This window comes from Microvirga sp. P5_D2, from assembly GCF_054049475.1.
This window is the reverse complement of record NZ_JBFUMH010000001.1, coordinates 1-20,278: the sequence shown is the minus strand read 5'-3', so window position 1 is coordinate 20,278 and position 20,278 is coordinate 1. Positions and strand designations below refer to the sequence as shown.

The window sequence follows — 20,278 nt, the reverse complement described above, 5'->3', positions numbered from 1 at the left end:
GAGAAGCTGCAGAATCGAGCCGCACCATGCGATACTATTTCCATCTGGTCAGCAACATGGGGAATATCCCCGATAGCGAAGGCGTCGAGGTCGCAAGCCTCAGCCATGCGAAGACTCAGGCGCTGATGGCCATCGAGGAACTGCGATCCGAGGAGGATGCCACGGACGACGACTGGGTGGGCTGGAGGCTGGAAGTCACCGACGCATCGGGACGCTTGATGATGGTCTTCGACCTCGGCCACGGCCTCTCCTGACACATCCGGAACCCATCGCCCCATTCCCGTTCGAGTGCTATACGCCTCCCATGAGAGGCAGCCCCAGCAGATCATCCCCATGCGTCGCGTTCACTTAGGCCTCGGCTATCTCAGCCTGGCGCTCGGTGTTGTCGGCATCGCGCTGCCGCTGCTGCCGACCACACCTTTCCTCATCCTTGCGGCCTGGTGTTTCGCGCGCTCCAATCCAGCTCTCGCGGCGCGGCTCTATGCGCATCCCCGCTTCGGCCCGCATCTCACCGCGTGGCGCGACCAAGGAGCCATTTCGCGGCGGGCGAAAATCCTCGCTCTCTCATCCATGCTGATCTGCTATCTCATCGGCATTTGGCTGATCGAAAGCCGGTATCTGCTCTTCGTCCTCGCAGCAATCATGGGCAGCGTGGCGCTTTACATCGCCACGCGTCCCTTGCCGTCACAACGGGGGGAGGACAACGAGCGAGACGCCGGGTGACGTCTCGCCTCATGCGTCCGATCAGACGATGCGGAAGTCGTCGTTGGTCAATTTAAGTCCGGTGGAGATATTGGTGATCGCAACCTGTGCCACAGCGCCGATACCGTCGGGATCATAATAGATAACACCCTCAGCGGAATCATAGATGATGCGGTCCGTCGAATCGTGCGCAGAAGTTCCTTTCCAGAAATACGAGGAAATAAGGCGACCCTCCGGGCCTGCCTCGGTGAAGATGCGGCTCTCCAGCCAAACCGTGTCGTCGGCTACGGAGAAGCCCCGGATGGTGTCGAGGTTGGTCGTGCCGTCGGGATTCGTATTGAACAGAAACGCATCCTGTCCTGCGCCGCCATGCAGGTTATCGGCGCCTGAGCCGCCCGAGAGAACATCGTCGCCTCTGCCGGCGGTCATGCGGTCGTTGCCTGCGCCTGCATACAGGCGGTCGTTTCCTTCGCCGCCCTTGATAATGTCGTTCCGTGGCGTTCCGTTTATTCCGTCATTGACTTGCATGTAGGCGAGCTGTCCATAGAGCGGGGCTTCCGACCGGCTGATGCCCCACGGGTAATTCGTTGACCATTCGATGCCGACCGAATGCATCACCGATGCCACTACGGAATTGCTGTTGAGATCGTCGCCATCGAAGCGACCGAAGATGTCGACGCTGTAATTCAGATTGGCGCTGTCGATATTATGCGCGTGCTTCACCATGACCTTCCACACGTCTTCGGCATTGCGGCCGCCGAGATCGAGTTCCCTGCGATGCCTGTCGATGAGCGTGTCCGATCCACGATCGTCCGGAGATCCGACGAGATCTGCATTCGCCAGCGTCTCGAGTTTGCCGCCATCGCCGAGGGTGCCGCGGATCACCTTCTCTGAAATTACATTGCCGGCGGCGTCGGTCTGCGTCTTGACGAGATAGAGATGGTGGAAGCCCGCATTGATGCCTCGGACTTCGAGGAGCTTGGCTTCGATGGCAATGACTGTCGGCATGGGAGAAACCTCTTGACGGAAACACGGGAAAACCGTGGCTTTACCGTCAACTTGGGTCATGCCTTCGCCGTTCCATACATTTCCGCAGGAGGATAAGAGTTTGGTCCTCTCTCCCATCTCCAACGTAAGCACATCATGCGCTTTCGCGAGCGCAAAGTGACGATTCTCGAAAGCCGGAGAGGATTGGCAGGGCCGCCGTCGATGTAGGGCGGCTGCTCAAAAATTTTGCAGCCGCCGATTGCCCCTGGCCCTCAGCCGGAAGGGGTAGTCGGCTTTGCCTCAAAGGGGCCAAATCTTGGGGTTATCGAAGTGTAGGATAGCCGACAGAAGGCGGAGTGTTCGTTGAGTCTGCCGCTGGCACTCATTTGAGGTGCCACTCGTGGAGTGCCACTCGGTTCCCCCAGAATTTCCAAGGCGTTACCGGACGAATCGATACTAAGATCATCCGCATTGATCCTAAGCCTGGAGCCGCCGGATGCAAGGCAGGCAGAACTCATCGGAACCCAATCGGCACGACAGGTCTCTGCCGTGGAGAACCCCCGGTGACCTTCGATCAAGAATGCTTAGGGATTAGAAGGCGCTGTAGATGCTCAGCATTCCAAGTGAACTTTCTGGACTTGCAGCAATCAACATTGGGGATCACAAGATTTTCTCCGACGCGGTCGAAAGCAAGCCGATCGCTTCGCATCTGCATTACTTTCCGTTCCTCAACCTCTTCGGCAACAGCGTCAAAAAGCAGGTTCTGCTTTATGAACGGGTCGAGGACGCCATCCTGATATACCTGTTGCGGCAAGGGCAGCGCCGGCTTCGGCTGAGTTTGTATCTCCCTCCCTTCCCGTTCAATCTCGTTGCGCTGCGCCACGCCCAGGAGCGGATGCAGGATTTCAACGGCAATCGCTCGGGCCGGATCGTCTGGGTGCAGGAGAGCGACGTTATCCCCGTTGCGCGGGCGGGCTTCGAAATTTTCTTCAAGGAAGAAGAGTTCATCTTCGATCGGGCAGCCGTCATGGGGCTGGAGGGACCCGGTTTCAGAAGCCTGCGCCAGGAATTGTCGCGCGCTAAAAAGCCGGGCCAGGTCGAAACGCGCCATTACACCGCCGATGATCGATCCGCCTGCATCGCTCTCGTGGATGATTGGTGGGACAGGCTCGTCGCCAGCGGCATGAAGGCCAACGGTTACGCCTATACGATCGCCTGCCTGGAGATGGCGGACCGTTTCCCGCCTTCCCTGCTCAACGGGCTGGTCGTCGAGGTCAATGGGGAGGTGCGGGGCTTTGCCTTCTCAGGCTCCGTCACGGGCACCATGGGATGCAACTTCCTCTGCATCACCGACAACAGCTTCCGGGGACTGCCTCATCTCCTGCGCTACCACCTCATGGATGAATTCCCCGGCCTCATCCACTTCAACGACTCGACCGATGCCGGCCGCCCCGGACTACGTGAACTGAAGCAGCGTTTCCGCCCGGTGGAGATGCACGGCCTCTTTGGCGCCCGGGAGCAGTGAGGGGATTCATCTGCTTACAAAGCAGGCGGCTTGATAAGCTGCCCCGCAGAAACCTTCAAGAACAAAGGCTTACAGAGATCTTGAGCGATGTGCGGGATGAGGAGAAAGGCTTGGTGGCAGTAGGTGTTCCAAGGTCAATCTGAGATCCTCAGAATCCATCTCAAGATCAGGAGGCGCGCGTCGGAACTCCACCTGCTGATTGGACGGAGAGGGCGCCCGCTTCGATGCCAGCTTCCAGGCCTTTCTGAAGGTTCAAGGTTTCGAGCCACGCATGCAGGAAGCCGGCGTTGAAAGCGTCACCGGCTCCTGTCGTATCGACTACGTTGACGGGAAGCGCTGCAGCCGAAACGCAAGTCGATCCGCAGGAGGCTATCGCACCGTGTTCACCGCGCTTGAGCACGACCACGGAAAACCTTTCTTTTAAGCTGCCCAGGATCGCTTCTACCGAGCTTTCGCCGGTCAGCGCCTTTCCTTCCTCGACGTTCGGAAGGAAGACATCGATTCCGGCACAAATCTCAAAGAAGTCGGTGCCCTGGCGGATCAGCCGGTCGTCCCAACTCGGGTCGAGTGAGACAGTCAGGCCGAAGTTCCGCGCCATGGCGATTACATCCGGGTTGTCCACGAGGGTTGCGAATTCCGCGATATGCAGATGCGCGACGTCAGGAGCCGACAGGGCCCGTTCCAACGTCGCTGGACGGGAGCCACCGGCGCGGCGGGACACGAAGGCTCTTTCCCCATCCTTGATCAAGGCGACGGTCGGCTGAGGTCCGGCATCGTCCGATCGTTCGATAAAGGACAGGTCGATTCCGCTGGTCTCGAATTCCGGATCGAGGCTCCGCGACAGAGGGTCGGTGCCCAGTCGGGTGAGAAGCGCTGCCGAGCGGCCAAGGGAAGCAAGATGGGCAGCCGTAATATAGGCGCCACCACCGGCCGCAATCGTCACGTCTTGGGCAAAGCGCTCCCGGCCGAGCACCGGCATCTCATGCAGGCCCATGAAGATGATGTCGCAATAGGTTCGCCCAAGGCACACAACCTTGCTGCGCTCGGAGGGCATTCCGCTCATTGGGCTGCCAAGGCCTTCTCTGTCGCCTTGTCGAAGTAGTAGAGCCTCTCCGCCGGGGCATGGAGGGTCAGGTGCTCGCCGATCCGCGGGATCTGGCGGCCCGGTGCCGAGCCGATGACGGTCTGGTTGCCGCTCTCGATATGGACGAGCGTCTCAGAACCCAAGGTCTCCACGACGGCAACGGTGCCCGATACGGTCAGGCCATGCGAGCCGTCATTTGTTGGAACGAGATCCTGCGGGCGCGCGCCGACCAGGATGTCGGAGGTGGTGGCCGGCAAAGGTGGAACTCGAACCGAGCCGCCAGTCGACAGATCCGCCTCGCCATCCCGCAGGGAGGCAGGTATCAGGTTCATGGTCGGGCTGCCGATGAAGCGCGCGGTGAAGACATCGACAGGCTTTTCATACAGCTCCAAGGGTGTTCCGACCTGGAGGATGCGGCCATCGCGCATCACCACGATCCTGTCGGCCATCGTCATGGCTTCGACCTGATCATGGGTGACGAAAACCGAGGTCGTGCCGAGCCGGTGATGAAGCCGCTTGATCTCGATGCGCATTTGGGTGCGCAGTTGAGCATCGAGATTGGAGAGAGGCTCGTCGAACAGGAACGCGGCAGGATCGCGAACCATCGCACGGCCGATGGCGACACGCTGGCGCTGGCCTCCCGAAAGCGCCGATGGACGGCGCTCCAGAAGCTGCGACAGGCCGAGCGTTTCGGCGGCTTGCTCGACGCGTTCACGCTTTTCGCTCTTCGACAGCTTGGATCGGTAGAGGCCGAAGGCGATGTTGTCGGCGACTGTCATATGCGGATAGATGGCGTAGTTCTGGAACACCATGGCGATGTTCCTGTCCTTGGGCTGACGGTCGTTGACGAGATGCCCGCCGATTTTGATATCGCCTGAGCTGATTTCCTCAAGCCCTGCAATCATTCTCAGCGTCGTCGACTTGCCACACCCCGAAGGGCCGACCAGCACGACGAACTCGCCATCCTGAATCGACAGATCGATCCCATGGACCACCGTCGTCTGGCCATAGCGCTTGACGAGGCTGTTGAGTTCAATGGTCGCCATTACTTGCCTCCGAGAAGCGCGGTGAAACGGGATTGGAGGACTCGGGTGGAGGCTTCAGCACGCTGTGCGGTCTCCCGCATGCGATTGCGAATGCCAGAAACTTCCTGATTGTATCCGGCGATCGCCTCGGACAGCGCCCTTGGGGCCGGTCCACCGAACCGGTCGCGAACGGCGACGAAGTTCTCCGGCGAGACGATCTCGGCGAAGTGTGCCTTGTCGATCGCCGTCCGGCGTTTCGTGCAGCGTTCAAAGGCCTCCTGAAAGGCTTCATAGCCATCGGTTGCGATGTCGCCTTCGACGGCAACGACGGAGCGCGCGACTTCCGCTGCGATCTCGTGCGCTTCGCGGAACGACAATCCCTCCCGGCGCACGAGACTGTCGGCGAGCTCAGTCACCGTGATGCAACTGCGGCGAATGTTCTGGCGAACCCTGTCGGGGTTGATGCGCAGAGCCGGAACGAGGGCAGCGAGCAGATCGAGGACGCGCCCGCCGCTCTCGAAGGCGCCATAGCCGAAGCCCTGGCTCTCGCCTTCGCTGTCGTTCATGTCCGTGAAGGGCGTGTTGTGCATGATCGTGAGCATGGCCTGCGCCCGCCCGACGGTCTGCGACGCCAGGTGGCGCATATGCTCGATGGGAACGGGATTGCGCTTCTGCGGCATGATCGAACTGATCTGCACGAAGGCGTTGGGCACATAGATTTGGCCGACCTCGAAGCTCGTCCAAAACTGCAGGTCCTGGATGAACCTTCCGAGATGCAGGAAGACCAGTTGAATCGCGGAATAGGTCGAGGTGATGTAGTCGATGGATGCGATGCATCCGTAGGAGTTCTGCAACGGACGTCTGAACCCGAGAAGGCTGGCCATCAGGTCCCGGTCGATGGGAAAGCCGCTCGTCGTGATGGCGGCGGCTCCCATGGGGCTGCGGTCGACGATGTCGCGTGCGGCTTCCAGGCGGGCGATGTCGCGCAGCAGGGTTTCCAGAACGGCGCAGAGATAATGGCCGAAGACGGTGGGCTGTGCTGGCTGGCCATGGGTATAGGCGACGATGAGCGTGCCGCTTTCCCGCTCCGCCACCGATGCCAGGGTTTCGGCAAGGCGAGCAAGGCGCTCCAGTAGGGGATCGATCCGCTCTTTGAGACCGAGCTTGAACAAGGTGTGGTCGATGTCGTTGCGGGAACGCGCCGTGTGAAGGCGGCCCGCGAGATCGGGACCCAAGCGGGCGCGGAGTTCCTTCTCGATCAGGAAGAAGAAGTCTTCCACCTCGCCGGTATAGGTCAGAGCATCGACATCGACCTCGCGGTCGATGGCCTCGAGAGCTTGGGCGATGGGCCGGGCCTGTTCGATCGTCAGAATCCCGGTCTCATGGAGCATCACGAGGTGAGCACGGTCGATGAGGCGGAAACCCTCGACGTGATGACCCTTCGCCCCATCGAACAGGGGACGCAGCACGGTCTCCTTGTAGACCGGATCCGGGAAGACGGAGGTGTCTTTGAAGGGGCCTGCGTTCATCGGTTCAGCCTTTGAGTCCGGCCAGCATTACGCCTCGGACGATGTAGCGTTGAAGGAACAGGAAGATGATGAGAGTCGGCAAGGTCGCGATGCTCGCGCCCGTCATGATCCTCTCCCACTGGACGGATTGCTCGACAGCGAAGCTCGAGAGGCCGACGGGCAGGGTGTAGAGTTCTGCGCTCGTCGTCACGATGAGCGGCCAGAAGAAAGCCGTCCAGTTGCCGAGGAAGGTGAAGATCGCAAGCGCCGACAGGGCAGGGGTCACCAGCGGCATCGCGATCTTCCACCAGATGGTGAACTCGTTGAGCCCGTYGATTCTCGCGGCTTCCAGGAAATCGTCCGGCACGCTCTCGAAGAACTGCTTCATCAGGAAGGTGCCGAAAGCCGTCATCATGCCTGGGAACATGATGCCCCAGTAGCTGTCGAGCCAGCCGAACTGGCTCGCCATGAGATACCAAGGCAGCACCAGCATCTCGGTCGGGATCATCAGCGTGGACAGGATCGCGATGAAGACGATGTAGCGACCGCGAAACTTGAATTTCGCGAGCGTGTAGCCGACCAGACTGTCGAAGAACACGTTCGAGAGAGTGACGATGATCGCCACGATCATCGAGTTGATGAACCAGCGCATGAAGCGTCCATCGCTCAAGATCTCGATGTAGTTGTCGAATGTCGGCGCTGCCGGGATTACGCGGAGGTCGTAGACCTGCGAGGCGTCCTTGAGAGAGGTCGACAGCATGAAGACGAGAGGCGTCACCATGATGACGCCGCCGATGAACAGGAGAGTCCAGGCGACAACCCTGCCGGGTTTGATCCGCGACATGGGGAGACCCTGAGAGGATGCGGCAATGGTCATCAGCGGTCTCTCATGATGCGCAGTTGAACAAGGGAGATCGCGAGCAGGATGACGAACAGAACAACGGTCTGGGCGGCCGCGTATCCCATCTCATAGGAACTGAACGCCGTCTGGTAGATCATCAACACAAGCGGCTTGGTCGTGTTCAGAGGACCGCCGGGATCGTTCGTGTTGATGTTGTAGACCTGATCGAAGATCCGCAGGAAACCGATCGACGAGAAAACGACCAGGAAGACGAGGGTCGGCTTGAGCAGCGGAATCGTGATCTTCCGAAGAATTGCGGCTTCCGAGAGTCCGTCGATGCGCGCAGCCTCATAATAGGTGACCGGAATTGCCCTCAGGCCCGCGAGGAAGATGATGATCTGAAATCCGAGGCCCGCCCAAATCGCAGGCGCCAGCACGGCCGGCAGCGCCTGCGAGGTCGAGCGAAGGAAAGGCTGCTGGGGAATGCCGAAGCTCGAGAGAATATCGTTGATCACGCCGATGGGCACCGGCTGGTAGAACCAGCGCCACACCCATGCCATCGCTGCCGCCGTCGTCAGGAACGGCAGGAAATACAGCGCGCGAATGAACGAGTGCATGAAGCGCACCCGGTCGAGATAATAGGCGACGGCGAACGAGATCAGCAGGCTGATCGGCGTGCCCAGGAGCAGGTACATGAAGGTGTTGCGGAACACCTGCCAGAAGAGGGGATCCGAAAGCAGCCTCTTGTAGTTCTCCAGGCCGATGAAGGCGGCGGGCTTCGTGATGGTCCAGTCGGTGACCGAGAGGTAGAAAGCCTGGAAGGTCGGCCAGAACCGAATCACGACATAAAAGAGTAGCGGAACCGCGAGGAAGCCCCACGCCCATATCACTTGCTTGTGGCCGAGGCTCATCCTTGACCAGAGGCCGCCGGGGGCGGCCTCTTGATGTGTGAAATTGGACATCAGCAGCTTCCTCGCGATCTTGGATCAGCGCTTGGCGCGGTCGATGATCGCCTGCTCGGCTTCGGCGGCCTTGGCGAGTGATGCCTTGGGCTCCTCGTTGCCGATCAGGACGCGGTTGACCATGTCGATGGCCACCTGCCGCTGGGCCGCTTCATCCTTGAACTGGGTCGTGCGGGAATACTCCAGACCCTTGAGGAACGGGCCATAAACCGGGTGAGCGGTGTTCTCGGGAGTGAGAGCCGCCGCGCGCCGCGCCGGCAATTCGCCCACGACCTCCAGCCAGATCTTCATGGCCTCAGGCGAGGAGACGTAGGCCAGGAATTTCTCGGCCGCCGCAAGCTTCTCGCCCTCCACCTTCGTGGTGATCGCGTTGGCGAAATAGCTGGCATAGTTGCTGCGCACGCCCTGGGCGTTAGCCGGAAGCTCGGTCACGCCCCATTCGAAGGCCTTGATCGTGTTGAAGGAGCCGAGCCGGAATGTGCCGTCGATGGTCATGGCTGCAAGGCCTGCGCGGAAGGCTGCCTGCCCATCGTCCATGAAACCGACTTGGCCGACCTTCTGCTTCTGCTGGAGGTCCGTGTAGAAGGTCAGCGCCTTCAGGCCGGCCTCGTCGTTATAGGTGACCTTGGTGTCGTTGTCCGTGTAAGGCACGCCGCCGAACTGGCGAACCAGCACCTCGCGCCACCATTGGTGATCCTGTCCGGCCATATCGAGGGTAATGCCGGCGGAGACCATGTTGCCGCTGCCGTCCCGCTTGGTGGTCTTCTCGGCGGCGGCGACGAGCTCTTCGAGAGTCTTGGGAGGATTGTTGGGATCGAGGCCCGCATCCTTGAAGGCCTTCTTGTTGTAGAACAGCGCCAGCGAGCGCACGGCCGTCGGCAAGCCGTAATAATCGTTGCCGCGCTTCATGGCGCTCACGATCGGGAAGAAGTCGCGCTCGATATCGGCGGCCGGGAAGGCCTCCGCGCGCAAGGGGCGGATCATCTTGCCGGCGATGAAGTTGTCAGTCCAGCCGTAGAAGAGCTGCACCACGTCCGGGCCCTGGCCCGCCAGAATCGCGGCAGCGACCTTCGTCTGATAATCCGCATAGGGGAAGGTGGTCTGCTTGACCTTGATGTCCGGGTTGGCTTCCTGGAACTTGGTGATCAGCTGGTTCATCGCCTTGACGCGCGTATCGAACACATACTGCCAATATTCGATCTCGACGGCCTTGGCGCCGGACGCAGCCAGGGTAGCGAAGCTTATGGCGACGCTCGCGAGCAGATGACGAAAACGCATATCCCTCTCCATTATGGCTCGGCGCGGGGCGCCGACTTTTCTCTGGTGGCGGCCTTCGAAAGACCGTTCCGGCGTCAAGGCTCCCCTAGAGTCATTGGCCTGTCAATAAGATAATTAACTTGAGTTATTCTTTGCCTCCCGTCATCGTAGCGGTAGGGAGTGCCGGAGATGCCGAGAAAGTCCAAAATCGGGGCGCCGTCGACGATCGGAAGCAATCCGGAGCGAAACCGCTCTCACAATCGCCGCGTGGTGTTGGATGTCGTGCGCCAGCTCGGCCCGGTCGGGCGGATGGAGATTTCGCGCCATGCGCATCTGAGCACGCAGGCCGTCTCGAACATCGTCGAGGAACTTGTCGCGGATGGGTTGCTCATCAAGACCGGGCGTCTCCGGGCGGGCCGTGGCCTGCCGCCGATCCAGTTCGCCGTCAATCCCGATGGCGGCATGACCGCAGGAATCGAGGTCGCCGCGGATCATATCACCACGCTCCTCGTGGATATCGGCGGCCGCGTTCGCGCGCAGCGCACCTTGCCGATCCAGCGCAACGATCCCGAAACGGTGCTTCCGCTCATCAAGGCCGAAATTGAGGCGGCGCAGGCGCAGTTGAAACCTCCCGTGCCTCAACTTCTTGGGGCCGGTGTCGTGATGCCGGGTCCGTTCAATGTCGAGGGCATGACATCCGTCGGGCCGACGACTTTGTCGGGGTGGCTGGATTTCGATGCGGTGGCGGGTATTGGGCAGACGCTGGGCTTATCGATCACGCTCGAGAACGATGCCACCGCAGCAGCGGTCGGCGAACGTCTTCACGGCGCTGCCAGGGACCTGAAAAATTTCTGCCTGATCTATTTCGGGCAAGGGCTCGGCTTGGGCATCATGATCGACGGTCGTCCGTATCGCGGAGCCAACGGCAATGCGGGCGAGATCGGGCACGTGATGGTGGAGAAGGGTGGGCGCCTCTGCTCGTGCGGCCAGCACGGCTGCCTGGAGGCATATGCATCCATCCATGCCCTGACCCAAAAATTAGCGGCAGCTGGAATCCGCGATGTCGATTATGCGCATCTGGAGCGGCTCCATCGCGAGAAGCATTCTGTCGTCGAGGCGTGGATCCGGGAGGCGGCTGGTTATCTCGCGCCTCAGATCGCGATGCTCGAAAATCTCTTCGATCCCGAGGCAATCGTGATCGGCGGCGCCCTTCCTCCCGATCTGCTGGAAGATCTCACACGGGCCATGCAACCGCTGCCTTTGTCGGTCGCGCGCCGCAGGAACCGGAGCGATGCACGCCTGATCCATGGACGCACGGGTCGGTTCACCGCAGCGCTCGGCGCCGCGTCCCTGCCGCTCCTAGAGGCGATGACACCCCGGCTCGACACTGCGCAGGCAACTCATCGCGAACAATCGAACGAGGAGATCCCTCTTGCTGGATGACCATAGCCGCCTCGCACGCGCCGTCCATCAGCCCGCGCTCGTCCGGTTGCACCGCTCCTTAAGTCGGCTGCGGTCCTCGGTTACCGTGATGAATACCGGAGCGCATCCGGACGATGAGGCCAACGGCATGCTGGCAGCCTTGAGGTTCGCCTATGGCATGCGCATCGTCGTGGCCTGCTCCACACGGGGAGAGGGCGGCCAGAATGCGCTCGGGCAGGAGCGGGGAGGCGCCCTCGGCGTGCTGAGGACTGCCGAAATGGAACAGGCTGCCCGCCGCATGGATGCCGATGTAGCATGGCTCGGTCATGGACCGGACGATCCGATTCATGATTTCGGCTTCTCCAAGAACGGGGACGATACGCTCCGGCGATGGGGCGAGGAACGCATCGTCGAGCGGCTCGTCCGGGCCTATCGGCAATATCGGCCGGATATCGTCATCCCGACCTTTTTGGATGTGCCGGGGCAGCACGGCCATCATCGGGCGATGACCCGCGCGGCTGAAAAAGCATTCGCCCTGGCAGCCGATCCATCGGCTTTTCCGGAACATGCGGGTTTGGGCCTCCAGCCGTGGCAGGTTTCCAAGTTCTATCTGCCGGCATGGTCGGGTGCGGGCTATGCGTATGACGACGAGGTGCCTCCACCGCCCGCGACGCTCAGCGTTCAGGTTGCCGGAGACGATGACGTCACCGGTTTGGCATACCGCCAGCTCGGTGAATGGTCCCGGGTGTCGCATGCATCCCAAGGCATGGGGGAGTGGCACGACGATCCGATCGATCAGTGGAGTCTTCATCTGAAGCTTCGGGCCGGCGGCTTACTGGGCCCCGAGAGCGACATTCGCGACCACCTGCCGGCAAGCCTCGCGGACCTTGCCCTTGCACTGAGGCCGACCGAAGCTGCGGCTTTGCGAGAGGCGCAGGAACACATCGATGCCGCCATTGCCGCGTTCCCGGATCGCAAGCGGATCGGCGAAACGCTTGGGCGGGCGGCGCACCTGATCGAAGCCGTCAAGACAGAACTGGATCAGGAGGTTGCTGACCGGATAGGCCATCGCCTCGACCGTAAGCTGCGGGAGATCGATGCCGTCCTCTTCGAGGTGCATGCAAATGCAGCGCGTGCGGTTTTCAAGGGCGCGTGCCATCCGGGCGCGAAGATGGTCTTGGACATCCACATCGACGCGCCCGGTCTGACGAACCTCGCGGTTTCACCCCGTCTCCCCGATGGGATGGAAGCTGTCGAGACAGCGAACGCGCCGGGGCATGTCGAGTATGCGATCATGATTCCAGCGTCGGCATCCCATACGGGCAATTATCCCGAGGTCTACGATTCCATGGGCGGCAATGGTGAAGCTGGAATCATTGTCTCGGGAGATGTGGAAGGGCGCACGATCAGGGTCGATCTGGATCCTGAAGAGCCCCTGAAGATCGGCCCTCTGCAATCCTTGTCTCTCGATCCCACCATTGCCGTCATCAGGGTCGGAGATCATCCCTCCGGCATCCGGGTTCAGGCCGTGGGAGCCAGCCCCACGGAGTGGCAGAAACCGGACGGCTGGAACATCCGAGCAGAAGGCAATGATTGGATCGTCGATCCGCCAAAAAAGGCGAGTGCCGGAACTTCAAGGCTGATCCCTCTCGTCGATGGCAGACCGGCAAGTCAGGTCCAGACAATCGCCTATTCCCATATCCGCCCCACGTCGTTCATGACGCCGGCTGAGCTCACGATTCTCACGCTCGATGTTGCTCTGCCGACCGATGCGCGCATCGGATATGTGGGGGGCGGAAGCGACAATGTCGGCACTCACATGCGCCGTCTCGGTCTCGACGTAACGGATCTCACGGAAGCAGATCTGAAGACGGGCTCGCTTTCGGAATTCACGACCATCGTTGTCGGCATCTTCGCGTTCGGGCTTCGACGGGACCTCCAGGCCGCAACTGGACGCCTGCATCGTTTCGTGGAGGATGGCGGGCATCTGGTGACGCTCTACCATCGCCCCACCGATGGTTGGGACCCCGCTCATACGCCGCCAAGTCGCCTTGCCATCGGTTCGCCATCGCTTCGGTGGCGCGTGACCGATCCCTCCGCTCCGGTGACGGTTCTGAAGCCGGATCATCCCTTGCTGACATATCCAAACCGAATCGAAGCGAAGGACTGGCAGGGTTGGGACAAGGAGAGAGGGCTCTATTTCGCGGCAGAATACGATCCCGCCTATGAGGAGCTTCTTGCTCTGAATGACCCAGAAGAGAAACCGCTCAAAGGCTCACTCATTTCGGCTTGCATCGGGCGGGGACGCCATACCCATGTGGCGCTCGTGCTGCACCATCAGTTGGACAAGCTGGTTCCCGGCGCGTTCCGCCTGCTGGCTAATCTGATTCAGCCTGCCTGAAGGCCCGTGAGAGACCATGGCGGCTCACCCCGAAAGCGATACGGCTGCGTCCTCGGTCCCGTTATGGAGGAGTGTCGGCTGGCTGTTGCTTGACATGACGCTGGTCACGATCATGCAGGCCATCGTCAAGGCCGAAGGCGAAACCTATCCGGCCGTCCAACTCGTCTTCCTGCGCTCGCTCGTCGGCTTCATCGCCGTGGCGCCGCTGATGTGGCGTCACCGTGCCAAGCTGACGAACCTTTCGAACATCCGCAATCATCTTGCGAGGGTCGGCTTCAACTCCGTCGCCCTGACCTGTAATTTCGCGGCCTTCGCAGCGCTTCCTCTCGCCTTGGTAACGGCCATCGGGTTCACCCGGCCGCTCATCCAGCTGGTCATGGCGGCCCTCATCCTTGGAGAAAGCGTCAGCAGAACGCGTTATGTGTTCACGGCGCTCGGCTTCCTTGGGATCGTGATCATCGTTCAGCCGGATTCGATCCCGTGGAACATGGGACTGATCGCAGCCTTCGGGTCCGTCGTCTTCGGCGCGTTGGCGGTCGTTCAGACGAGACGGCTTGCACATGAGAACACCGTGGTGCTCATGCTCTTCTATACAGTTGGCCTGACTGTGTTGACGTCCATTCCCGCCGCCATCGTGTGGGTGCCGATTCCCTGGGATGAGGCTCCGAACATCATCCTCGTGGGCGTCCTGGCTCAGCTGGGGCAATATTGCTGGCTTCAAGCTTATCAGAAGCAGGAGACGCGGCTTCTGGCCCCGATCGGATACCTGTCGATCGCCTTCTCAGGTCTTGCAGGCTGGTTTTTCTTTGGAGAAATTCCGTCGCTGTCTCTGGGCTTAGGTGCAGCCATCGTGATCTCGACCACGCTATTGGCCACACCAGCCGAACGGTGGCTCAGAAAGCGGGAACGGGTTTAAATTCCTTACTGTTGATGCGTCCCTGCTTTCAAAAAGTCTAAACTGGTGTGTTACTTGGCAGCAGATTCCCTAAGGATCAAAACAGGGAAGCGGCAGAGCGGCATCAGGCATTTGATAGATCACATAGAGGTGAGATCGAATCTCTTGCCGGGCTTTTCATGGAGCGTTCACCTGCGCTCCTGATTGTGGCAACTCAAGCAGGCAATTGCATAGGCGAATGCGATGAGTTTTCGAATTGTGCGGTGGCTCCCCACTGATGAGCTATTCCGAAATCTGAACTGCTTTCGGCAGATGAGCTGGCGCGTCTAATGCTGTGAGTGCTGGCATTGTCCATGATCGGCTAGCACTTCGATGATCCGACATTCGGAGATCTTGCGATGGTCACAGGCAACCATCGCTTCCAGCTCGTCGCGCAGGGCTGTCAGCCGGGAAGCCGAGAGGAACCCGCAACAAGACGACGCTGGCCCTGGAAGCCCTTCTAGACGGAGAGGCGGAGGCTATCACGCGCAAGGCTGTCGAAATGGCTCTAACAGGCGACGGCGCGGCCATGCGTCTGGTGCTGGAACGGCTCCTGCCACCTCGGAAGGAAAGGCCTGTGATGTTCACCATGCCGAAGCTGGAGAAGGTTGAGGATGCGGTGAAGGCAACGGCTGCTCTGGCTGAAGCGGTGGCTAATGGAGAAATCACACCCGGAGAGGCCGGTGAACTATCCAAATTCGTGGAAGGCTTCACTAAGGCGGTTGAGTTGCACGAGATCCAGCAGCGTCTCGACAAGCTAGAAGCAGCACAGGGGCGAAATGAGCAGAACAACGATGAGGCGCCTGGAGCGGCTGGAGGGCTCGCTTGCCCCGGTGCTTGGACACATGCACGTCATCTATGCCCGGGATGAAGCCGAATACGAAACCCAGCGTTCAGGACTGATTGCATCTGGAAGGGCAGCGGCGTCGGATTTCATCATGGATTGGAACTACGGCATCTCGGCTGAACACCACGAGACGGGAGGGGCTGAGTCCTTCCCGGCACTCGCATCCATGAGGAATGGGTGGACATCCTCGCACGTCCGGAGTGTCAACAATGAAGCGAACGACACTCAGTCGCTTGGCGAAGCTGGAGGCCTGCGTCTCCTATCGTGACGGCCTAGTGCACGTCATCCCGGCGCACACTGAAGAGGAATTCGAAGAGAAACGGGCTGCCTTCCTTGAGGAGCATGGCGCTCGCCCGGGGAACGTCTTCGTGCAGGTCCACGGGTTCACCCAGGCGGATCCCTTCACCACAGACAAGACGATGTCGGATCTGCTGGCCCATGTCGCCATGAACGGGCGCCGGGTCCATGACCATGGAAGGAATACCCGATGAACCGCAGCATCATCAGACGCCTTGAGGTCCTGGAGGAGAAGGCTCCGAAGGATACGGGCAAGTGGCATACGATCCTCGTGGCTAGTGACGGGGAAGAACAGCAGAAGACCGCGGAACTGAAGGCCTCGCCGAAATGGACCGAAGGCGACAACCTCATGGTCATTCGGCTGGTGGGGGGTTGAAGTCCCCGAGGTGGTGCAATGAGCCGGACGCCGGAAGCGTTCATGGCTGCCGATGTCTGACGACGTTTGCGCCAGCTAGGCCGTGAACTCATAAAAGGCGGGTGGTCGCGGTGTTCGAATGGCAACGGTCCTTTTGCGGGAGGCCAAATTTCGGCTCAGAATGAACTGGTGCGCAGCCGACCCTCGTAATCACGTTTACCGAGCGGCACGCCTCGCGAGCGAAGGATGTTGTATGCGGTGACGGCGTGGAAATGGAAGTTTGGCAGAGAGAAAGAGAGAATGAAGGTCTCCGACGTGAAAGCAAGCCGTCGCGGGCCGATCTGGAGCTCTAGGTGCTTGCCCGCGCAGTCGTTAATCTCTTCGGGAACGAACGCCTCCAGCGCCGTTTCTGCCTTGCCGATCATCGCCTGTAGGTCAGTGAAGGGAACAGGTCCGACCAAGGCGGGCGGGGTGAACGCGCCGGTCTTGAGAGCCTCGACCCCCCACACGGAATGATGCCATGCCGCTTCGATCTGAAAATGAAATGGCGCCATGTCGTCGAAGAGGCGGGTGTTGACGAAATTATCGGGATCGACACCGGTGTTTGAAAAGTGGCTGGCTGCACGGTCGAGAAAGCCTCCGACGGATCTTACGGTTTGCAGGAAGGTCGGCACGCTGAGGTCGTAGAGTGATGTCGGCATTGCCTTCCTCTCTCGAGCAATTTGGATCATGGTGAGTATGTGGCGTGACGGCCACAACGGCAAGGCAAGCGCGGTCATAGGCAGGGGGTCTTGCCCATTGGGTGGAACCCTGATTCAGCATCGGCATGAGCCGATAYGATCTGACCCACTTCGAGTGGCGCGTTATCGAGCCGCTGCTGCCCAACAAGCCGCGAGGCGTGCCGCGCGTTGCTACCCGCTACGACAAGCTCGCCGCCAACTTCCTCGCCATGATCCAACTCGCCTCGATGCGGCTGTGGCTCCGAGCTTATGAGGCTACGGCCTAGCCTACTTCTGGCACTTGTAAGGGAGGAACTGGAGGTCCTTTAATGGCCCACCTTGCTCATCTCTGACTGCGGGAGTGTCGTTCTTCAGATCGAAGACGAACATGGCGGCATTGGCAGCAGTCACGTAGGGCAGGTTGATGGCGGGCATGACCGCATCGTCTGGATCCTTGTCATTCGTCTCCCGGGAAGCTAGCGCTTCTACAGGGCTGCCTCCAGTCCACTCCCGAACAACGGTGAAGGACTTACCTGCCATCTGCCCTCGTACAAAGATGAAACCTGCTACTTGGGGCGCTCCCGCCTTGAGAGGACGAGGCGTCTCCTCAGTCTTCCTCCCGTCCTCGTCATCATAGACAAAGACGAACTGCATACTTCCACCCTCTGCCTTCAACTCCTGCTTTCGGGCTGGATCCCGGAACACCATGCGGTCGAGGCGGCAGCGGAATCCTGTTGGCAATGATGCCTTGGTCCACAAGGCTTCTTCGCAAGGAAAGCCAGTGAACAGGTGCTCTGCATATTCAAAGGGAGTTGGGACGTAAGCCTCTAGGTCCGGAGGGTAGGGACGGCTGAGAACATCCTTGTACTGCTCTTCCAGCTCTGTCCATCTGTTGAAGGCTTCCTCCACCTTTTCGGAGAAACCTTGGTAACATCTGGCTGACTTGCGAGTGCCTTGTTAAGCGCACATGACGCCTGGATATAGGATTCAGTAAGCCGGATCTTCCCCGAAGACGCTGCGACAGGGGCGTTCGGGGCATGTGCAGAGAGGCCAATCCCTAGAACGAGAGCGATGGATAGTAGGCTGGATTTCATCATGTGGAGCCTGGGACAACGGCCCGCAGCGTAGTCATTCATCCTCTCGACGCATAGCCCACGATTGTATGAATCAATTGACGGTTTCCGGCGTTAATGTCCAAGGCCCACCAGCGAGACGACGCCTATGCGCCAACTGTCCTTTGCCTTTCTTCAAGCCAGCCGGCACGACGTCGGACCCGCATCCAAGTTTGGATTGGGTGCGGACTTGCTGAAAACTCAGCCCGTCACGCTGCGCAAGGTCGATCCGACGAAGAACGTGGCCCGGTTCTATTCCCTCGAGGTGGAGCGGGATCTGCTGGGACGCGCCGTTCTCGTAAGGCGCTGGGGCCGGATCGGCACAGCCGGCAGGATCCGACTGGATGAGCATGCAGGGAAGTGCGAGGCTGGCAAGGCTTTAGAGGCACTCGCACGGGTCAAGCGGCGGCGCGGCTATCGGGATCTGTGAGCCTATGGAAGGAGGTCACGGACGCTTTCCTGCATCCATGCATCATCCCACAAACAGTCCACGACTAGCGCGAGCAGGATCGCGTTGAGAGTGCAGAGTAGGATGAGGACGACACGGGTGCGCTTCTCGTGCCGGGCCAAGTAGGCCTCGGCCTCCCCAATCTTATGGACGTGTTCGCCCTGGTCGGGTGTGTAATCGCGCAAGACCTTCTCCTGGACCGAACATCTAGCGGATCGCCGGATCGGAAAAATTAGGCCAGATGGCCTATGGGCTGCGCCTCGCGCGAAACAGACCGTGAAATTTGCAGAACTGCCAGTATGGAACTGGCTTCCGGGGCACGAGGGTGCCAAGTTTGCTTGGCCGAATGAGACGCGAAACCCTCTCATCGAGAAGATGTGATAGAGCAGTTTATTGCCCGGCTTATTCCGTGGGGCAAATTGACCTTTTGGGACAGCAACCCTGAGGGTCTGCTGCCTAGGCCAAACGGTCAGCCATCCAGATGGGTGCAAAAAGAGGCGGCAAAGCACACCACCCCGAAAGCATTCGGCAGCGCATCGCCTATGAGGAAAAGCAAATTCGCGCCTTAGCGGGCGTTGGTTTCGGTGCCCCCGTGGAGGAGGCTCTGAAAAACCATTTCGAGTTGATCCAGGTTCTATCGGAACGCCTCGCGAATTTTCGATAAGGCCGCAATATGGAATGCGGCGGAGCCACCATTTGGGTCCAGTTCAGGCTGACCCGCATAGTGAACCTTCCCCATGCCCCCACGTTCGCCCTGAGAGCGTAAGGGGTCGAGTCATGAAGGTTCTTGGATGGATTGCCGCGCTGAGCCTGATCCTGGTCGGATGGGCAGGCAGCGCCTCGGCCGACCCGGACAAGGACGAGAGTGGCAAAGGCCGCTGGCGTGGCGGCTACGAGCGCAGCTACGACTATCCCGGCCGGGGATACAGCTATGAGCGTCCTCGCCGTGAGCGCCGGGCTTTTAAGCAGGAATAGGACGACGGTCGGTGCAAGTACGAGCACAAGCTGGAGAAGAGCCGCCAGTACAAGGGAGAGGTGAAGTGCCTAGGCGGGCGTGCCCCTCGCCGGGCGACCTACGGCTACCAGCCCTATCCGTCCTATGGCTATCGGTACTGAGGCCTGCTCGCGAAGAGGCTCAGAGAAACACCTGCATCAGGATCGCATAGGTCATACCGGAAAGTGTCAGGACGAGAGCCAGGAGGGAGGCGGCTTGGTGGCCGAACTGATCAAGTTCGGCTTGAGGATCATTCGGCCGAAAGGGACGTTCAGAGGCGGGAAGATTCATTTAGCGTTTCGCTGGTTAGATCTATGGACGGCATGCAAACGCCGCAGTCACGCTGGAGATCCATCCGGCTATGTCAATGGAATCTCGAAACGGGGGTTGGTTCCCGATCAGTGATGCACCGCGTGATGGCGCGCCTGTGATCCTCTGGATGACCGAGGACGAGACCCCTCCCGAGGTCCCGCTGTCCGTGGGATACTGGACGCTGAACCCCAAGGCCGGGATTGGCTATTGGCGCCTCTTCGGAGATCCACCGCGCTTCTGCTCTGATCGGCAGATCCGGGCATGGAAACCGCTTCTCCGCGATTGAGGTAATTGTCCGCGATGTCAGAACTCGTTAGACAAGTCACTGATTGTGCTCGTTAGAGATGTCACTTCTGAGGAGCGACTGCTGAGAGTTCAGCCCACCTTGAACAGGCTCTTGGCCTGCCCTCGCCGACGCGGTGCTTTGCGGCTGCGGCTCATGTCGAGCTCCTTCTGCCGCTCCGCGATATAGGCCAGCACCGGACCCAGCCGCTTGTTCTCGACAACCGCCGCCTGATCCACCTGCTGCCGTCGGTCAAAGGTCCT

General features: G+C 60.2%; 22 protein-coding genes and 4 pseudogenes. 13 read left to right on the top strand and 13 right to left on the bottom strand.

The features are described 5' to 3' along the window. Nucleotides 1-26: 26 nt before the first annotated feature. Nucleotides 27-254 carry a DUF6894 family protein gene (locus ACXJKO_RS00130; RefSeq protein ID WP_457089040.1) on the top strand — a complete coding sequence of 76 codons (228 nt, stop codon included), beginning with the start codon at nt 27-29 and terminating at the stop codon, nt 252-254. 79 nt (nt 255-333) lie between these two features. Then, nucleotides 334-723, top strand: coding sequence for a YbaN family protein (locus tag ACXJKO_RS00125; RefSeq protein ID WP_457089039.1), 390 nt, complete (start codon nt 334-336; stop codon nt 721-723). A gap of 21 nt (nt 724-744) precedes the next feature. Here the strand turns inward: ACXJKO_RS00125 and ACXJKO_RS00120 are convergent, their stop codons facing one another. Then, nucleotides 745-1,710, bottom strand: coding sequence for a calcium-binding protein (locus ACXJKO_RS00120; RefSeq protein WP_457089038.1), 966 nt, complete (start codon nt 1,708-1,710; stop codon nt 745-747). Between the two features lie 586 nt (nt 1,711-2,296). Here ACXJKO_RS00120 and ACXJKO_RS00115 point away from each other — a divergent pair. Next, nucleotides 2,297-3,214, top strand: coding sequence for a phosphatidylglycerol lysyltransferase domain-containing protein (locus ACXJKO_RS00115; RefSeq protein ID WP_457089037.1), 918 nt, complete (start codon nt 2,297-2,299; stop codon nt 3,212-3,214). A 166-nt stretch (nt 3,215-3,380) separates the two neighbouring features. Here ACXJKO_RS00115 and ACXJKO_RS00110 read toward each other — a convergent pair whose 3' ends face one another. From ACXJKO_RS00110 to ACXJKO_RS00085, 6 genes are all read right to left on the bottom strand, one after another. Next, entirely contained in the window at nt 3,381-4,277 is an 897-nt protein-coding gene (locus ACXJKO_RS00110; RefSeq protein WP_457089036.1) for a carbohydrate kinase family protein, read from the bottom strand. Continuing rightward, entirely contained in the window at nt 4,274-5,344 is a 1,071-nt protein-coding gene (locus tag ACXJKO_RS00105; RefSeq protein WP_457089035.1) for an ABC transporter ATP-binding protein, read from the bottom strand. Before ACXJKO_RS00105 ends, ACXJKO_RS00110 begins: the two co-directional genes overlap by 4 nt. Further along, nucleotides 5,344-6,852, bottom strand: a complete 1,509-nt coding sequence (gene argH / locus ACXJKO_RS00100) for an argininosuccinate lyase (RefSeq protein ID WP_457089034.1) — start codon at nt 6,850-6,852, stop codon at nt 5,344-5,346. The genes ACXJKO_RS00105 and argH overlap by 1 nt, the downstream gene beginning before the upstream one ends. A gap of 4 nt (nt 6,853-6,856) precedes the next feature. Then, nucleotides 6,857-7,708: a carbohydrate ABC transporter permease gene (locus tag ACXJKO_RS00095; protein ID WP_457089033.1), complete on the bottom strand. Its 852-nt coding sequence runs from the start codon at nt 7,706-7,708 to the stop codon at nt 6,857-6,859. Further along, nucleotides 7,708-8,583, bottom strand: coding sequence for a carbohydrate ABC transporter permease (locus ACXJKO_RS00090; protein WP_457089186.1), 876 nt, complete (start codon nt 8,581-8,583; stop codon nt 7,708-7,710). The genes ACXJKO_RS00095 and ACXJKO_RS00090 overlap by 1 nt, the downstream gene beginning before the upstream one ends. 75 nt (nt 8,584-8,658) lie before the next feature. Next, entirely contained in the window at nt 8,659-9,924 is a 1,266-nt protein-coding gene (locus ACXJKO_RS00085; RefSeq protein ID WP_457089032.1) for an extracellular solute-binding protein, read from the bottom strand. Nucleotides 9,925-10,080: 156 nt separating this feature from the next. On the opposite strand from ACXJKO_RS00085, the gene ACXJKO_RS00080 reads away from it, so the two are divergent. The 3 genes from ACXJKO_RS00080 to ACXJKO_RS00070 all read left to right on the top strand — a co-directional run bounded on the left by ACXJKO_RS00080 (nt 10,081) and on the right by ACXJKO_RS00070 (nt 14,630). Next, nucleotides 10,081-11,334 (top strand): ROK family transcriptional regulator, encoded by a 1,254-nt coding sequence (locus ACXJKO_RS00080; protein WP_457089031.1) that lies wholly within the window; start codon nt 10,081-10,083, stop codon nt 11,332-11,334. After that, the gene (locus tag ACXJKO_RS00075; protein ID WP_457089030.1) at nt 11,324-13,714 is read left to right on the top strand and encodes a PIG-L family deacetylase; all 2,391 of its coding nucleotides are present in this window, start codon (nt 11,324-11,326) and stop codon (nt 13,712-13,714) included. The genes ACXJKO_RS00080 and ACXJKO_RS00075 overlap by 11 nt, the downstream gene beginning before the upstream one ends. Nucleotides 13,715-13,799: 85 nt before the next feature. Further along, nucleotides 13,800-14,630: a DMT family transporter gene (locus tag ACXJKO_RS00070; protein WP_457089029.1), complete on the top strand. Its 831-nt coding sequence runs from the start codon at nt 13,800-13,802 to the stop codon at nt 14,628-14,630. A gap of 305 nt (nt 14,631-14,935) precedes the next feature. Here ACXJKO_RS00070 and ACXJKO_RS00065 read toward each other — a convergent pair. Continuing rightward, nucleotides 14,936-15,055: pseudogene (locus tag ACXJKO_RS00065) on the bottom strand (MerR family transcriptional regulator); the annotation flags it as partial. 173 nt (nt 15,056-15,228) lie between these two features. Between ACXJKO_RS00065 and ACXJKO_RS00060 the strand changes: the two are divergent. The 3 genes from ACXJKO_RS00060 (at nt 15,229) to ACXJKO_RS00050 (ending at nt 16,168) form a co-directional block, all read left to right on the top strand. After that, nucleotides 15,229-15,519 carry a hypothetical protein gene (locus ACXJKO_RS00060; protein ID WP_457089028.1) on the top strand — a complete coding sequence of 97 codons (291 nt, stop codon included), beginning with the start codon at nt 15,229-15,231 and terminating at the stop codon, nt 15,517-15,519. Nucleotides 15,520-15,704: 185 nt separating this feature from the next. Beyond that, nucleotides 15,705-15,986, top strand: coding sequence for a hypothetical protein (locus tag ACXJKO_RS00055; protein ID WP_457089027.1), 282 nt, complete (start codon nt 15,705-15,707; stop codon nt 15,984-15,986). After that, nucleotides 15,983-16,168: a hypothetical protein gene (locus ACXJKO_RS00050; RefSeq protein WP_457089026.1), complete on the top strand. Its 186-nt coding sequence runs from the start codon at nt 15,983-15,985 to the stop codon at nt 16,166-16,168. Before ACXJKO_RS00055 ends, ACXJKO_RS00050 begins: the two co-directional genes overlap by 4 nt. Nucleotides 16,169-16,323: 155 nt before the next feature. Here the strand turns inward: ACXJKO_RS00050 and ACXJKO_RS00045 are convergent, their stop codons facing one another. Beyond that, the gene (locus ACXJKO_RS00045; protein WP_457089025.1) at nt 16,324-16,926 is read right to left on the bottom strand and encodes a DUF1993 domain-containing protein; all 603 of its coding nucleotides are present in this window, start codon (nt 16,924-16,926) and stop codon (nt 16,324-16,326) included. A 47-nt stretch (nt 16,927-16,973) separates the two neighbouring features. Here ACXJKO_RS00045 and ACXJKO_RS00040 point away from each other — a divergent pair. After that, a pseudogene (locus ACXJKO_RS00040) lies at nt 16,974-17,066 on the top strand (IS5/IS1182 family transposase); the annotation flags it as partial. Then, nucleotides 17,052-17,153, top strand: a pseudogene (locus ACXJKO_RS00035) (IS5/IS1182 family transposase); the annotation flags it as partial. The pseudogenes ACXJKO_RS00040 and ACXJKO_RS00035, both read left to right, overlap by 15 nt. A 1-nt stretch (nt 17,154) precedes the next feature. On the opposite strand, the gene ACXJKO_RS00030 reads toward ACXJKO_RS00035, so the two are convergent. Further along, on the bottom strand, nt 17,155-17,775 hold the full coding sequence (locus ACXJKO_RS00030; RefSeq protein WP_457089024.1) for a hypothetical protein: 621 nt from the start codon (nt 17,773-17,775) through the stop codon (nt 17,155-17,157). Nucleotides 17,776-18,168: 393 nt separating this feature from the next. On the opposite strand from ACXJKO_RS00030, the gene ACXJKO_RS00025 reads away from it, so the two are divergent. Continuing rightward, nucleotides 18,169-18,408, top strand: coding sequence for a WGR domain-containing protein (locus ACXJKO_RS00025; protein ID WP_457089023.1), 240 nt, complete (start codon nt 18,169-18,171; stop codon nt 18,406-18,408). Nucleotides 18,409-18,410: 2 nt separating this feature from the next. Here the strand turns inward: ACXJKO_RS00025 and ACXJKO_RS00020 are convergent, their stop codons facing one another. Continuing rightward, entirely contained in the window at nt 18,411-18,611 is a 201-nt protein-coding gene (locus ACXJKO_RS00020) for a hypothetical protein (protein WP_457089022.1), read from the bottom strand. A gap of 592 nt (nt 18,612-19,203) precedes the next feature. Between ACXJKO_RS00020 and ACXJKO_RS00015 the strand changes: the two genes are divergently transcribed. Then, the gene (locus ACXJKO_RS00015) at nt 19,204-19,401 is read left to right on the top strand and encodes a hypothetical protein (protein ID WP_457089021.1); all 198 of its coding nucleotides are present in this window, start codon (nt 19,204-19,206) and stop codon (nt 19,399-19,401) included. A 160-nt stretch (nt 19,402-19,561) separates the two neighbouring features. On the opposite strand, the gene ACXJKO_RS00010 is transcribed toward ACXJKO_RS00015, so the two are convergent. Further along, nucleotides 19,562-19,711, bottom strand: a complete 150-nt coding sequence (locus ACXJKO_RS00010) for a hypothetical protein (protein WP_457089020.1) — start codon at nt 19,709-19,711, stop codon at nt 19,562-19,564. Between the two features lie 396 nt (nt 19,712-20,107). Further along, a pseudogene (locus ACXJKO_RS00005) lies at nt 20,108-20,278 on the bottom strand (ISNCY family transposase); the annotation flags it as partial.